At 50.3% G+C, this 14,538-nt stretch carries 12 protein-coding genes; 3 read left to right on the forward strand and 9 right to left on the reverse strand.

Annotated elements, in window-relative coordinates:
- Positions 1-15 precede the first annotated feature (15 nt).
- The gene (locus D0Y50_RS17570) at positions 16-2,475 is read right to left on the reverse strand and encodes a ligase-associated DNA damage response DEXH box helicase (RefSeq protein ID WP_117318228.1); all 2,460 of its coding nucleotides are present in this window, start codon (positions 2,473-2,475) and stop codon (positions 16-18) included.
- Between the two features lie 111 nt (positions 2,476-2,586).
- Here D0Y50_RS17570 and D0Y50_RS17575 point away from each other — a divergent pair, with 111 nt between their 5' ends.
- Both D0Y50_RS17575 and D0Y50_RS17580 read left to right on the forward strand, forming a co-directional pair.
- Positions 2,587-3,612: a ligase-associated DNA damage response exonuclease gene (locus D0Y50_RS17575; RefSeq protein ID WP_408640662.1), complete on the forward strand. Its 1,026-nt coding sequence runs from the start codon at positions 2,587-2,589 to the stop codon at positions 3,610-3,612.
- Positions 3,612-5,189: a cisplatin damage response ATP-dependent DNA ligase gene (locus D0Y50_RS17580; protein ID WP_117318232.1), complete on the forward strand. Its 1,578-nt coding sequence runs from the start codon at positions 3,612-3,614 to the stop codon at positions 5,187-5,189. Before D0Y50_RS17575 ends, D0Y50_RS17580 begins: the two co-directional genes overlap by 1 nt.
- 11 nt (positions 5,190-5,200) lie before the next feature.
- On the opposite strand, the gene D0Y50_RS17585 is transcribed toward D0Y50_RS17580, so the two are convergent.
- The 3 genes from D0Y50_RS17585 to ubiG all read right to left on the reverse strand — a co-directional run bounded on the left by D0Y50_RS17585 (position 5,201) and on the right by ubiG (position 7,307).
- Complete coding sequence (locus tag D0Y50_RS17585) at positions 5,201-5,854, reverse strand: glutathione S-transferase family protein (RefSeq protein WP_117318234.1); 654 nt, start codon at positions 5,852-5,854, stop codon at positions 5,201-5,203.
- A complete protein-coding gene (locus D0Y50_RS17590; protein WP_117318236.1) occupies positions 5,854-6,462 on the reverse strand; it encodes a glutathione S-transferase family protein in 609 nt (202 codons plus the stop codon). Before D0Y50_RS17590 ends, D0Y50_RS17585 begins: the two co-directional genes overlap by 1 nt.
- A gap of 86 nt (positions 6,463-6,548) precedes the next feature.
- Positions 6,549-7,307, reverse strand: coding sequence for a bifunctional 2-polyprenyl-6-hydroxyphenol methylase/3-demethylubiquinol 3-O-methyltransferase UbiG (gene ubiG / locus D0Y50_RS17595; protein WP_108566802.1), 759 nt, complete (start codon positions 7,305-7,307; stop codon positions 6,549-6,551).
- Positions 7,308-7,411: 104 nt separating this feature from the next.
- On the opposite strand from ubiG, the gene D0Y50_RS17600 reads away from it, so the two are divergent.
- Entirely contained in the window at positions 7,412-7,777 is a 366-nt protein-coding gene (locus D0Y50_RS17600; protein ID WP_108566801.1) for a DUF2237 family protein, read from the forward strand.
- Here the strand turns inward: D0Y50_RS17600 and D0Y50_RS17605 are convergent.
- The 5 genes from D0Y50_RS17605 to D0Y50_RS17625 all read right to left on the reverse strand — a co-directional run bounded on the left by D0Y50_RS17605 (position 7,774) and on the right by D0Y50_RS17625 (position 14,253).
- A complete protein-coding gene (locus tag D0Y50_RS17605) occupies positions 7,774-9,201 on the reverse strand; it encodes an aldehyde dehydrogenase family protein (RefSeq protein ID WP_117318238.1) in 1,428 nt (475 codons plus the stop codon). The two genes, D0Y50_RS17600 and D0Y50_RS17605, sit on opposite strands and share 4 nt — an antisense overlap.
- A gap of 13 nt (positions 9,202-9,214) precedes the next feature.
- Entirely contained in the window at positions 9,215-10,855 is a 1,641-nt protein-coding gene (locus D0Y50_RS17610) for an acetolactate synthase large subunit (RefSeq protein ID WP_117318241.1), read from the reverse strand.
- A 131-nt stretch (positions 10,856-10,986) separates the two neighbouring features.
- Positions 10,987-11,400 carry a DUF4112 domain-containing protein gene (locus D0Y50_RS17615; RefSeq protein WP_108566798.1) on the reverse strand — a complete coding sequence of 138 codons (414 nt, stop codon included), beginning with the start codon at positions 11,398-11,400 and terminating at the stop codon, positions 10,987-10,989.
- The gene (gene hemH, locus D0Y50_RS17620) at positions 11,400-12,479 is read right to left on the reverse strand and encodes a ferrochelatase (RefSeq protein ID WP_108566797.1); all 1,080 of its coding nucleotides are present in this window, start codon (positions 12,477-12,479) and stop codon (positions 11,400-11,402) included. The genes D0Y50_RS17615 and hemH overlap by 1 nt, the downstream gene beginning before the upstream one ends.
- 175 nt (positions 12,480-12,654) lie before the next feature.
- Positions 12,655-14,253: an AbgT family transporter gene (locus tag D0Y50_RS17625; protein WP_108566796.1), complete on the reverse strand. Its 1,599-nt coding sequence runs from the start codon at positions 14,251-14,253 to the stop codon at positions 12,655-12,657.
- Positions 14,254-14,538 lie beyond the last annotated feature (285 nt).

Genomic DNA, 14,538 nt, shown 5'->3' on the forward strand with positions numbered 1-14,538 from the left:
TTACTACTTTATTGTTTATCGCACTGAGCCTTTTTCAGCTAATAACGCCCGCACCTCATCCAGCATAGTGTCAGCCTCGGCATAGAGCTGGGCCTGTTCCATAAGGGCGTGAGCACCTGCACCTTTAACCTGTTCGGAGCGAACATTAAGAACAATTGGAATAGCCATCGGCGAGGGTTTTTGCAAATCTACCAAGCTGGTTTTACCAACAAACCGAATCAGCAGATTGGCCAGCCGGCTTATATCTAATAGTTCACGCTCGGCATCTGCACGGGTGACGGTAAGCAGAATATGGTCCGGGTCATATTCACGCAAGGTGTCGTAAATTAAATCGGTGGAAAAGGTCACTTGTTTCATGGTTTTGTTACTACTGTGATAGCGCTGTTCGGTCAACCCGCTGACCACCGCTACCTGGCGAAACGAACGTTTGAGCATGGGGGCCTGTAGCATCCAGTCCTCTAGTTCGTCGCCTAAAATATCTGGGGCAAACAGCTGTTCCACTTCCTCAGCAGTAACCTTGCGTAATGCACTGATGGATAACCCGTAATCCGTGACGCTGAACGACATGGGTTTTAGGCCTCGCTTTTCCATACGCTTGGTTAATAGCATTCCCAGCGTCTGGTTGGCTTTACGCCCTTCGAAGGTGTAGTAAAGGGTCACCTGCATCTGGCGAAACTCGAATTGTTCTATCAATACGGTGTCGCGTGAGGGAATATGGGAAAATTGCTGTTGTAACATCAGCCATTGCTGAACCTGCTCCGGCAAGTCCGGCCAGCGGTCAGGCGTGTCCAGTAGCGTTCTGACCCCTTCGGCTAAAAAAGTCGATAAAGGCAACTGGCCGCCAGAATAACTGGGGATCTTAGGCTCTCCCCCTTTAGCCGGCCGGGCGTGTAGTTGCATATCCCGTATTGCTTCGTAGCGTAAAACTTCTCCAGCAAAATAAAAGGTATCGCCGGCGACCAATTGCTGGGCGAAATATTCTTCGACCTCACCGATAATTTTCCCCTGATTGCCGCGACGGATACGCTTAACCTTTAACCGGCCCGCCTCTACAATAGTACCGATATTCTGTCGGTGGCGCTGTATGATGCGCTTTGATGTAGGAACCCACAGCCCCTGTTCATCACGGCTTAGCCGCTGGTAGCGGTCATACCCACGTAAGGCGTAACCACCATCTACGGTAAACTGCCAGAGTTTATCAAAGGTCGCGCGGTCAATACCCTGATAGGGCGGTGCATCAAGTATCTGCTGGTACAGCGTATCGGGATCAGCAGGACTGCTACAAGCGCAGTTCAAAATAAACTGCGGTAATATATCCATGGCCCCGGGTTGCGGGCGCTCGCCATCTAACTGGTTGGCGGCTATCGCATCCATCGCCGCCTGACACTCAAGTGCTTCGAAGCGGTTAGCCGGCACCAGTAAGGCCCGGCTAGGTTCATCTAACCGGTGGTTAGCCCGGCCAATACGTTGTAATAGCCGGCTTACCCCTTTGGGGGCACCAACCTGGATAACCAGGTCCACATTACCCCAGTCTATACCCAGTTCAAGTGCAGACGTACATACAATGGCGCGTAGCTGGCCGGCCGACATCAACCCTTCGGTTTTACGGCGCTGCTCTTTACTAAGCGAACCATGATAGAGCGCGATGGGTAGCCCCTGCCGGTTTTCCTCCCACAACATCTGAAATATCAATTCTGCCTGCGCGCGAGTATTTACAAACACCAAGGTGGTGCCCGAAGCACAAATTTGCTGATAAATATCGGGTATGGCGTACCGCGCCATAAAGCCACCAAATGGCATACGCGCCTGAGATTTCAGCAGCCTAATATCCGGCTGCACCGGGGCATCCACTTGTAGAATATTGGCCGGCGTTCCGGTTTGCCCTAACCATCCCGCCAGTAAGCCAGGATCTGCTACTGTGGCCGACAGTCCTATCCGCCGCAATGAACCGGAAAGCGACTGCAAGCGGGCCAACGCCAGGGTCGTAAAATCGCCTCGCTTATTGGCCACCAGGGAATGGGCTTCATCAATGATAACTGTTTGCAGCTTGCCGAAAATCCGATCAGCATCAGCATAAGATAACATCAACATAAGCGACTCTGGCGTGGTGAGCAGAATATTCGGAGGTTTGCGCCGTTGACGCTGACGCTTATGTGAAGGGGTGTCGCCCGTTCGGGTTTCGATGGTAATCGGCAGCCCCATCTCTTCCACCGGTTCTAACAAATTTCGATGGATATCCTGTGTTAAGGCCTTCAACGGAGATAAATAGAGCGTGTGCAAGCCTTCCATCGGGTGAGCTTCCAAAGCCAGCAATGACGGTAAAAAGCCCGATAGCGTTTTACCTGCGCCGGTAGGGGCTATCAGCAAGGTGGCAGGATGCTGGGGAACGTCGTTGAGCATGCGCTGTTGATAGTCGCGTAGCTGCCAGCCGCGGCGACTAAACCAACGCTCAAATGTTGCAGATAAAATAAGCATTCCTAACCGTGTTTTGCCAGTTATTACGTAATGAATGCGCGCTAAGTTTACCCCGGCACAACCAAACCAGGCTGTGCTGCGTATCTTTTTTATCAGCTAAAGGAGAACGGTTTGCACCCACAACATTGGATGAGCGTTGCGTCGCCGGGTTTGTATTGTCGGCCCGCTGATTTGTATATCGACCCGATGGAGCCAGTGGCCCAGGCAGTGGTTACCCACGGGCATGCTGATCATGCCCGAAGTGGCCATCAGCACGTTTATGCCACCCATCAGACGCTGGCCATTATGACCACCCGCTATGGTGAAGAAATGGCGCAACACACTACTGGCGTAGACTATGCACAAAGTGTCACGCTGGGAGAGCCTGATGATCCTGTGGTTATGACGCTCTACCCAGCAGGACATATACTGGGCTCAGCCCAGGTGCTATTGGAATACCGTGGCGCGCGGCTGGTAATCTCAGGCGATTATAAACGTCGCGCTGATCCCACCTGTCCGCCGTTTGAAATAGTCCCGTGCGATGTATTTATAACCGAAGCAACATTCGGCTTACCGGTGTTTACCCACCCTCCCATTGAACATGAAGTGGATAAACTGATTAATTCATTACAGGTGTTCCCCCATCGCTGTCATTTAGTCGGGTCGTATGCGCTGGGTAAATGTCAACGGGTGATCCTGGCCCTGCGCCAGGCCGGTTATACTAAGCCAATTTACTTACATGGTGCGCTTATCCGCTTATGCCAGCTCTATCAACAACAGGGTATTGAACTGGGCGAGTTAATTGCGGTAAACGATGTGGAAGATAAAGCCACATTGGCTGGCGAAATTGTCATTGCGCCGCCTTCCGCGCTGGCTGACCGCTGGTCCCGTGCGCTGCCTGATGTACGCACGGTCAATGCCTCGGGCTGGATGCAGATTCGCGCCCGCGCCCGGCAAAAACAGGTGGAGTTACCGATGATCATCTCAGATCATTGCGACTGGCCTGAATTAATCCAAACTATTGAAGAAGTTAACCCCGCCGAGGTGTGGGTTACCCATGGCCGAGAAGACGCCTTGGTCTATCAGGCAACCCAGATGGGCTATAAAGCCAAAGCGCTCTCGCTACTGGGCTATGAAGACGAACAGGAGACCGGTTAATGGAGGCCTTCAGTGAGTTATTAGAACAGCTGTATTTCACCAGTAGCAATAACGCCAAGGCAGCACTGATTATAGATTATTTAAAACGCACGCCTGACCCGGACCGGGGCTGGGCGATTGCTGCTATGGCAGGCACCCTGCGGTTTGACTTTTTCAAACGTAATACCGTTAAACAGCTGATGCTTGAGCGTATCGATCCTGTATTGTTCAACCTAAGTTATGACTATGTAGGCGAAATGAGCGAAACCGTGGCGCATTTGTGGCCGGGGCAAACTGATGCGCCAAGGCAGGGGTTACCGTCGTTAGGTGAATTGGTCGAGCAGTTCTCTACCGCCGGGCGTCAGCAGGTAAAACCGCTGTTGGCTGAGTACCTTGACCAAATGAGCGCTGCCCAGCGCTGGTCACTGATCAAACTGGGTACCCGGGGTTTACGTATTGGCGTATCGGCCCGCTCTATGAAGCAAATTCTGGCCCGCTACGGGCAAACCCAGGTAGAAGAAATTGAAGCATTGTGGCATGGCGTGAGTGCGCCATACACTGAACTACTGGCTTGGTTAGAAGGGCGGGCCGACAAGCCGGATATATCCGAAGAAGTAACCTTTCATCCGGTGATGCTCTCGCATCCGCTTGATGAAAAAACGCTGACTGCTATTGAACCAGCTGAGTGGCAGATTGAGCACAAGTACGACGGCATACGAGTACAACTGGTAAGCACCGCTAACGGTAAAGCCTTGTTTAGTCGAACCGGTGACGATATTAGTCAGTCATTCCCTGACTTACTGGAAGATATCCACGAACATTGTGTACTGGATGGTGAATTATTGATCATGCATGGTACGCAGGTAGATACATTTAATCAGCTACAACAGCGGTTAAATAAGAAAAAACCCGCTAAAAAGCTGATTGATTCGCTTCCCGCCGGCCTTATGGTATATGACATTCTGGCTGATGCCGAGCAGTCGCTCACTGCCCTACCTTTAGCCGCACGGCGCGAGCATTTGCAACGCTTTATTGAAAACAGTGCCAGCGACCGGCTTCATTTGTCTGCTGTACTACCAGCCAACTCTGCCGAGCAGTTACGTGAAAGGTACAACCAGGCTAGCGACGATACTGCCGTAGAAGGGCTAATGCTTAAACGGACCGATAGCCATTATGTGCCAGGCCGGCCCAAAGGGTTATGGTATAAATGGAAACGCGAACCCAAGCTGGTGGATGCCGTCATCATGTATGCTCAGCGCGGACACGGCAAACGCTCCAGCTTTTATTCTGACTTTACATTCGGTGCCTGGCAAGACGATACCCTATTACCTATCGGTAAAGCGTATTCAGGTTTTACTGACGAAGAGCTTAAAAAGCTCGACAACTGGGTACGCCGCAATACGGTTGGTCGATTTGGCCCGGTGCGCGAGGTAGCCAAAGCATTGGTTATTGAAGTTGCCTTTGACGCCGTGCACCCTTCCTCCCGGCATAAGTCGGGGATTGCGCTGCGCTTCCCCCGGTTTCATCGAATTCGCTGGGACAAACCAGCGAATGAAGCGGATACCCTTGAGACGGTCAAAAGCCTCATGGAAACCTGATATTGCTACCGCTAAATCAGTTTTTTGCCAGCTTTAGCGACTTTTTCAGGTTCGAGTTTGTGAGGTACTTCTACCCCTCTGCGCGCTGCAGGGCGCGCTTCTATGCTGTTTTTCCAGCGGCGTAAATGCTCTAGTCCATCAATCGAAATACCCGACCACTTATAGGTACGTACCCAGCACCAGTTGGCCATATCGGCAATACTGTAAGTGCCTGCCAGATATTCATGGTGGGCTAAATGGCCGTCGAGCACTTCAAATAATCGGCGGCATTCGTTTTGATAGCGGGCTATCGCTAGCGGAATAGGTTTTTCCATATACCGGTAAAAAACATTAGCCTGCCCCATCATTGGTCCAATTGCGCTCATCTGAAACATCAGCCACTGCGTAACCAGGCTGCGGCCGCGTCTATCGTCAGGCATAAAGCGGCCGGTTTTTTCGGCCAGATAAAGCAAAATAGCACCCGACTCAAAAAGGGGCAGACCATCACCATCATGGTCAATGATGATGGGTATTCGGCCGTTGGGGTTCATTGCTTTAAAAGTTGCGGTTTTTTGCTCGCCTTTTGATAAGTCCACATTAACCACTGTGTAAGGCAACTGCATTTCTTCCAAGGCCACTGACACTTTCCAACCATTGGGGGTAGCGGCGGTGTAAAGGGTTATCATCAGGCCTGAGCGCTGGCCCGGGCATTAACCCGTTGATACCAGTCCTTAAGATTAACCTGCTCGTCAGTAAACCGAATTTTTACAACCCGGGCAAAATCTATGGCACACAGGGCTGTAATGTCAGCAATAGTAAATGCATCGCCCGCAATATAGGGGTTTAATTCCAGTCGCCGCTCAAGAATATTCAGATATTTCCCAGCATTGATACCCGCTTCGCGGCCATATTCAGGCACCGGCACCATCCGATCTTTAAAATACCCGGTGGTATGCTGAAAACACATTCCTACCTGCAACATCAACGCCAGCTCCACTTGTCGCTGCCACATAGCAACGATGGCTTTGTCTTTTGCATCCACGCCCATTAACGGGGGGGCAGGCTGGATATTTTCAAAATAGGTACAAATGGCATCGGTTTCGGCAATGCACGTACCATCGTCCAGTTCCAGTACCGGTACTTTCCCCAACGGATTTTTTGCCCGCATTTGTGCGGTAAGGTTTTCACCTTTTTGCAAGTCCAGTTGGACATAATCCATTGCGATGCCTTTTTCGGCTAAAAACATTCTAACGCGCCGAGGGTTCGGCGCAGAGCGGGTTTCATAAATTTTCATAAGCATCCCCTTTAGGCAATTTATAGCTAGCCTACCGGGGTCTGAATGGCTGTCAAATTATCTACAATCAGCTGAGCCTATTAGTTCTATGAATGGCGGTAACACAGCATGTAATTCACCGCCAGGCTGCGGGTCGTTTTCCACTTTTTGGAAAATGGGTTAAGGCGCATTCCTGTATCGAAACTGCGGGTAAAATGATCACCAGTCCAGCTATCTAGCTCTTCTGGCGTAACGAATTTTTTCCAGTCATGGGTACCTTTGGGTAAATACCCCATAATGTATTCAGCGCCTGCAATTGCTACCAGGTAACTTTTTATTGTTCGATTCAAGGTGGCCAGAATAAGCATACCGCCCGGATTTACCAGTCTTGCACAATCCTGAATCAGGGCCGGTTGGTCCGGTACATGCTCCACCACCTCAGCATTGATCACTACATCATAGCTAAGCTGACTACTTAATTGGGAAGCCAGTAAATGTTGATATTTAACATCTATCCCCGATTGCTGGGCATGTCGTCGGGCGACCTCTATACTGGTAGCACTGGCATCAATTCCGGTAACAGAAGCCCCCGCTTTTGCCAAGGCTTCACTGATAAGACCACCTCCGCATCCTACATCTAAAATACGAATATCCTTTAGTGAATGGGCAGAACCGGCGAACCGGTTATAGGCCTTACATATCTGTTCTTGTATAATGGCTACCCGCGCTGCATTGAACGCCAGGGCTGTCTTATAGCGGCCATTCGGATCCCACCAGGATTCTGCCAGGGCATCAAAGCGAGCAATTTCCTCGGGCGACATATTCTGATTTTCCAACTCACCACTTAACTCACTTTTATCCAGCATAGTAGGTTCTCATTACTTATTTTAGGGGTGGGAATGTTGCTATTGGTTGCGCTATTTTATACTCTCGCAAACAGGATAGCGTTCAAGACAAAGGGAAGCGTACTGTGGCCAATGCAAAAAATGTGTATGGCAAGCCACTGCAGTTGTGCTGCGGAAATACCGGGTTTACCCGGGAAGGCTTTTGCTATGTGCCCGACTCTGATTTGGGTAATCACAGCGTATGTGTCATTGTGGACCAGGCATTTTTAACCTTTTCTGCACAGCGCGGCAATGACCTGATGACCCCTCGGCCAGATTTAATGTTTCCCGGGCTCAGTCCAGGCGACCGCTGGTGTGTGTGCGCTTCGCGCTGGTTGGAGGCCTATAAAGCAGGCGTTGCGCCCAAGGTGAATCTGAGCGCAACGAATTTACGGGCGCTGGACATAATTCCATTACCCATACTGGAAGTATTTACCAGTGAGCCAGCCTAAGGGCGGCGTATTACCAATAGCCGGGTTTCCGTCATGTCTTCAATCGCATAACGTATACCTTCACGACCCAGTCCTGAGTCTTTCACCCCGCCATAGGGCATATTGTCTACCCGCCAGCTGGGTACATCCTGAATCACCACACCGCCGACTTCGAGCTCTTCCCAGGCCTGCTGAATTTTATAAATATCGCGGGTGAATACACCAGCCTGTAGACCATAGCGGCTATTATTGGCTTCTTTTAATGCCTCATCATAACTTGAAAACTTCGCCAGCACTGAGACCGGTCCAAACGCTTCTTCTGCGCTGATATCCGACCCTTTTGGCACATTTTCCAGTACGGTGGCTTCCAGCATCGGCCCTTTACGAGTACCGCCGCACAATACTGTAGCGCCTTTATCTTTAGCGCTGTTAATCCAGCCTTCCAGGCGCTCAGCTTCCGATTCGGCGATCATGGGCCCGATGAACGTATCTTCATCAGTGGGGTCCCCCGACACCAGGTCAGCAACCCGGGCTACATACTTTTGCTTAAAGGTATCGTAAATCTTTTCATGGATAAGCAAACGCTGAACACTGATACAGCTTTGGCCTGACTGATAATAAGCCCCCACGATAATACGGTCGATAGCATCATCTATATCGGCATCTTCATCCACAATACATGCCGCATTACCGCCCAGCTCCAGTACCACCGGTTTTTTACCCGCTTTGGCTTTAAGTGCCCAGCCTACATCGGGGGAACCGGTAAAACTAAGTAGCTTTAGCCGCTCATCAGTGGTAAATAAATCCGCTCCATCGCGGCTACAGGGCAGTACTGAGAAGGCCCCTTTAGGTAAATCTGTTTCTGCCAGAATTTCACCAATAATCAATGCCCCGATAGGCGTGCGCGAAGCGGGCTTAAGCACAAAGGTACAGCCTGCCGCGATAGCTGGCGCGACCTTATGAGCGGTTAGATTAAGCGGGAAATTAAACGGCGAGATAAACGAACACGGGCCGATAGGGACCTTTTTGGTCATGCCCTGATACCCGCGGGCGCGCTCAGATATCTCCAGGTTTATCACCTCACCATTGATTCGCACGCTTTCTTCCGAAGCAATCCGGAAAGTATCAATTAAGCGGGTTACTTCACCTTTAGCATCTTTGATAGGTTTACCGGCTTCAATACACAGCGCCTGGGCCAACTCATCAAACCGTTCTTCAAAACGCGTTACACAATGGTCAAGTACCGCTTTGCGCTCAAAAGGGGTGAGTTTAGTCATAGCAGGCTGCGCTTTTTGCGCAGCGCCTATCGCTTTATCAATGGTAGCAGCATCAGCCTTAGCCACGCGGGTGGCGACTTCCTGGGTATACTTATTGGTCACTTCCAAATCAGTATTGGCGTATACCGCTTCGCTGGCCAGATAATAGGGGTAGCTGTCTTTTAACATGGACGAAGGCTCCTTAAAGTTGTTTACTTAACGTTTTAATCGTGCGATTCAATGTTTCATCGTTGAGGCTGTAGTCCACCGGGCAGTCAATAAGATGTACACCGGGTGTGGCAAGACACTGCTGCAACGTGCTCGCAATTTGTTCCGTGCTTTCAATACGCCAGCCCTGAGCCCCATAGCTTTGGGCGTACTGAACAAGATCAGGATTGCCGTAGTCCAGACCAAAATTTTCCAGTTGCATGTGCGCCTGTTTCCACTTGATCATGCCATAGGCATCGTCACGCAAGACAATCACTACTAAATCCAAGCCCAGGCGCACAGCAGTTTCCAGCTCTTGGCTGTTCATCATAAATCCGCCATCGCCGCATACACTGACGACGGGCACATCAGGGTGAACCAGTTTAGCGCCAATCGCGGAAGGCAACCCGGCCCCCATGCTCGCTAGCGCATTATCGAGCAGTAACGTGTTAGGCGCGTAGGCGGGATAATTGCGGGCAAACCAGATTTTGTACACACCGTTATCCAGGGTGACAATGCCATCGTCAGGCATGACCTTACGTACGTCCCGCACGAAGCGTTCTGGTAAAACGGGAAAGCGGTTATCGTCTTCGGCTTCGCCACGGTGTTTGACATACGCTTCATGGACGTCTTTATAAAAATCTAGCTTCCAGCCGGTTTGCGGGGTGATCCCTTCTTTTATCTGCCAGATACTGTTGGCAATGTCACCTACCACCTCTAGTTGCGGAAAATACACCGGATCAACAGTGGCGGAGTCAAAGTTTACGTGAATCACCTTTTGATCATCGTGGTGCATAAAGAACGGCGGCTTTTCCACCACATCATGGCCAACATTGATAATTAAATCTGCGCGGTCGATTGCCCGGTGGACAAAGTCACCGTCCGACAGTGCAGTATTCCCGGCAAACAAGGGATCGCTTTCATTCAACACGCCTTTACCCATTTGAGTGGTAACAAATGGTATTCCAGTACAATCAACAAATTCACGTAACATTTTGGCGGTGAGTTTACGATTGGCCCCCGCGCCTATCAGCAATAGGGGCGATGTTGCCTGCTCAATCATCTCAATCGCACGGGATATGGCCTTGTACTCAGCAATAGGCCGGCGCACAGTACTGGGCGTAAGCAAAGGCGCATCCGTAGATTCTGCAGCAATGTCTTCAGGAAGCTCAATATGTACCGCTCCGGGCCGTTCTTCATGGGCCACTCTGAAAGCTTCCCTGACCACCGAGGGGATACGCTCGCCGCTAACCACCTGGGTCGTAAATTTTGTAATAGGACGCATCATATCGACGATATCAATTACCTGAAAACGGCCCTGTTTAGAGGTTTTGATAGGTTTTTGGCCGGTGATCATCAGCATAGGCATAGCGCCGAGCTGAGCATAAGCTGCCGGGGTTACCAGGTTGGTTGCACCGGGCCCCAGGGTGGATAAACAGACGCCGACTTTGCCGGTAAGCCTACCATAGGTCGCGGCCATAAAGCCTGCGCCCTGTTCGTGTCGGGTTAATACCAGTTTAATGCTGGAGCTACGTAATGATTCAAGTAAATCGAGGTTTTCTTCGCCGGGGATACCAAAGATGTATTCTACACCTTCAGCTTCCAGCGCCTTAACGAATAGGTCTGAAGCTTTCATCCTGTCTTATTGCTCCTTTAATAAAGTGCGTTAGTAGCAGGGTGTTAATGCCTACGGGGGCAAGGATGAAAGCGATTAGTATTGCAGTGAAGAAATAGTATACGCACGTAATGTACGGCAGCGATGAAAATTCAATCGGTATTTGCTGCCCACTGTTTTAACTGGGCCTGAGAAGCACTGTGAACATCTTCCGCATGATTATCCAGCCACCACTTTTCCATTAATTTAACGTTGGCTTTATTGGCTTTGAAAAAGAAGTCAGCTAAATCTCCGGCCAGCGGAATAAGCCCTAAGCCAAAATCCATCGCTACGTTGCGAATCATTTTCTTACGCACCGAGGCCGGTACGCCCAGTTGCTTACCCAGGTAAACGATTCGCCCGGCGATGGCGACAGTGATTACATCACCGATGCCGGGGATAAGGCCCAACACGCCATCCAAACCAATTCGGTAACCAATCACGGGGATCCGAAAGGCGGTATCCATAAGATTGGCCAGCTTTTGTGCCTTTTTAAGCGCAGCGGGTATTTGCGGCGTTCCGGTCATTACTGATTCGCTCCCATCGCTTGCGCACGTTGCGCTCTGGCTTCCAAATCGTCGTCCAACTGCCAGCCGTGCAGATTTTCCTGAATTATCCCGAACAGCACATCAATATGGTCGCTATCGGCGTTGAGCGCTTCAATGTATTCATAGCGCTGGCCCCCTGCTTCCATAAAGTATTCTTTATTCTCTTCACCGATTTCTTCAATGGTTTCCAGGCAATCTGCAGAAAAACCCGGACACACCACCTGGACTGACTTGATCCCCTGCCCTGGCAGGCTTTTCATGGTTTCATCCGTGTACGGCTTCAGCCATTCTTCTTTACCGAAGCGCGACTGAAAGGTAGTCATATAGTCATCTTTACTCAGGCCCAGTGCTTCGGCCAGTAACCTGGATGTTTTATGACACTGACAGTGGTATGGGTCACCGTTTAGCAAATAGCGCTTGGGAATACCATGATAAGACATTAAGAGTTTGTCGGCGCGGCCATGGGCCTCCCAGTGTGCCTTAACCTTGGTGGCTAGCGCCTCAATATACGCAGGGTTGTCATGATACTGGGTTACAAAGCGCAGCTCTGGTATCCAGCGGCGCTTAACAAAATCCTGGGATAATGCATCAAAGGTCGAGGCTGTGGTAGAAGCACAATATTGTGGGTATAAAGGCAATACCACTAGCTTACGGGCGCCCTGCGCGGTTAGTCGGTCAAGCGCGCCTTCGATGGAGGGCTGTCCATAACGCATAGCATAATCGATAATCACATCATCGCCGTATTCTTTACGGCAACGCGCTTCTAGCGCACTATGCTGCTGCTTAGTGATAGACATCAGTGGTGAGCCTTCGTCAGTCCATACCGTCGCATAAGCTTTCGCTGAACGACGTGGGCGTAAATTCAATATCACGCCATTTAAAATAAACCACCAAATAAAACGCGGTACTTCAACCACGCGCGGGTCAGACAAAAACTGTTTTAAGTAAGGTTTAAGCCCTGCCGCAGTGGGGCTTTCGGGTGTGCCCAAATTTGTGATTAACACCCCAATCCGGTCTTTCTGACGGTGGGAAAAATTGCTGCTTCCTTTGTACTTCATTGCCCGTTATCCACTGATGTGTATGTAGAAACTTTACTATGTATACCGCCATATATGAAGATTCGATCGCTTCTAATATGCGTTGGCAAAACGATTGCGTTAATCGCTATTGTTAGAGGTAAACTCGCCCGGCCACAACAGATAAAAAAAGCAGCCCTAGGCTGCTTTTTTCGTCTTACTGATAATAGGTGGCGGCGCCGGGCCCTACCGGCATGCCCAGCACAAATACCCATAGGAAGAACAGCACGGTCCAACCCACCACAAAAACCATGGAATAGGGTAGCATCATTGCAATAAGGGTCCCCATACCGATATCTTTTCGATAACGTGCAGCCATTGCCAGAATCAGGCCGAAGTAGCTCATCATCGGTGAGATAACATTAGTAACCGAATCGCCAATTCGATAGGCTGCCTGAATAACTTCTGGCGCGTAGCCAAGTAGCATCAGCATCGGAACGAAGATGGGCGCAGTCACGGCCCACTGCGCCGACGCACTGCCTAAGGAAAGATTCACCAACCCGCACATTAGGATAAACAGTATAAATACGGAAGGCCCATCCAGCCCCACTGATTGCAGCATTGCGGCCCCTTTCACGGCCAGTACGGTACCTAGATTCGTCCATTTAAAGAAGGCGACGAATTGTGCTGCGAAAAAAACCAATGTGATATACAGGCCCATGGACCCCATACTTTTTGACATCGCATTGATCACATCTTTGTCATTCTTCATGCTACCGGCCACTTTCCCGTAAACAAAGCCCGGGATCGCGAAGGTAATAAAAATAAATGCAACAATGCCTTTCAAGAACGGGCTGCCGGCGACCTCACCGGTTTCCGGGTGACGTAAAATACCATTCTCCGGCACGATCGTTAGCGCCAGTACTGCACAGGTCAGGGCAAAAGCTATCCCAGCCCAGCGCAATGCTTTACGCTCCTGCGCGGTAGGTGCATGCATTTGCTGCTTTTCCAGTCCTTCCGGCGCTTGTGACTCATCAAACTTACCCAGCCTGGGCTCGACAATCTTTTCGGTTACCAGCGCGCCCATAATGGCAATAATAAAGGTACTGATAAACATGAAGTACCAGTTCACTTCCGGCCCTACCCCGTATTCGGGGTCAATCATGCGTGCGGCGGCTTCGGTAATACCTGACAATAACGGGTCTACCGTACCTAGTAACAGATTAGCACTGTAACCAGCAGATACGCCTGCAAACGCTGCAGCCAGCCCTGCCAGCGGGTGGCGCCCCAAAGAATGAAATATCATGGCGGCCAGCGGAATAAGTACTACATAACCCAGCTCTGAGGCGGTGTTGGAAATAATCCCGGCAAATACGATGGCAAAGGTCACCACTCTTTTCGAGGCATTCATGACCAGCGCCCGCATGGCTGCGGATAATAACCCGGAATGTTCAGCTACCGAAACCCCCAACAGGGCCACTAATACGGTGCCTAATGGCGCAAAGCCGGTAAAGTTAGTAACCAGACCGGTCACGATGCGCTGTAAACCCTCGGCACTCATCAGCGATACCACACTGATAATGCCATCTACACTTCGCCCCTTAGCGCCTTCTGGCCGCGGGTCGACAACCGACACATCAAAGTACCCTAGTACCCCACTGATAAGTACGATAGCCACGGCTAATATGGCAAATAAAGTGACTGGGTGGGGTAATAAATTGCCCAGCCATTCAACGGTTGCTAAAAAACGCGCAAAAATGCCGCTTTGCGCCTGTTCTTCATACGAAGAACGGCTTGGTGATTGATTAGAAGACAAACTGATACCTCTGTCGTTTTTATATTACTGTTGGTGCTTTAAATAGCACTCTGAACACAGCTTATATGGTCTTTTTAACGCAGCGATTGTAGCGTAACCAGGGGCTTCACGCACACATTGTGAAAAAAACGTTACTAACACGCTGTTTTGCTAAGTTAAATATATTGCCATATTAGCGTATTTTTGCGTTCAAGCAGCCAAAACATACAATCATCATGGGGTTAACTGGCCTGTTCAGCGCATAAAAAAACCAGCCCGAAGGCTGGTTTTTTAGACTCAGAAGGT

The sequence above is a fragment of the Salinimonas sediminis genome (assembly GCF_003429285.1).
GTDB classification, from domain to species: Bacteria; Pseudomonadota; Gammaproteobacteria; order Enterobacterales; family Alteromonadaceae; genus Alteromonas; species Alteromonas indica.

Bases quoted from the DNA above. Each gene is read 5' to 3' on its own strand.
- D0Y50_RS17570 (WP_117318228.1), bottom strand. From the start codon at position 2,475: ATGCTTATTTTATCTGCAACATTTGAGCGTTGGTTTAGTCGCCGCGGC.
- D0Y50_RS17580 (WP_117318232.1), top strand. From the start codon at position 3,612: ATGGAGGCCTTCAGTGAGTTATTAGAACAGCTGTATTTCACCAGTAGC.
- D0Y50_RS17585 (WP_117318234.1), bottom strand. From the start codon at position 5,854: ATGATAACCCTTTACACCGCCGCTACCCCCAATGGTTGGAAAGTGTCA.
- D0Y50_RS17590 (WP_117318236.1), bottom strand. From the start codon at position 6,462: ATGAAAATTTATGAAACCCGCTCTGCGCCGAACCCTCGGCGCGTTAGA.
- ubiG (WP_108566802.1), bottom strand. From the start codon at position 7,307: ATGCTGGATAAAAGTGAGTTAAGTGGTGAGTTGGAAAATCAGAATATG.
- D0Y50_RS17605 (WP_117318238.1), bottom strand. From the start codon at position 9,201: ATGTTAAAAGACAGCTACCCCTATTATCTGGCCAGCGAAGCGGTATAC.
- D0Y50_RS17610 (WP_117318241.1), bottom strand. From the start codon at position 10,855: ATGAAAGCTTCAGACCTATTCGTTAAGGCGCTGGAAGCTGAAGGTGTA.
- D0Y50_RS17615 (WP_108566798.1), bottom strand. From the start codon at position 11,400: ATGACCGGAACGCCGCAAATACCCGCTGCGCTTAAAAAGGCACAAAAG.
- hemH (WP_108566797.1), bottom strand. From the start codon at position 12,479: ATGAAGTACAAAGGAAGCAGCAATTTTTCCCACCGTCAGAAAGACCGG.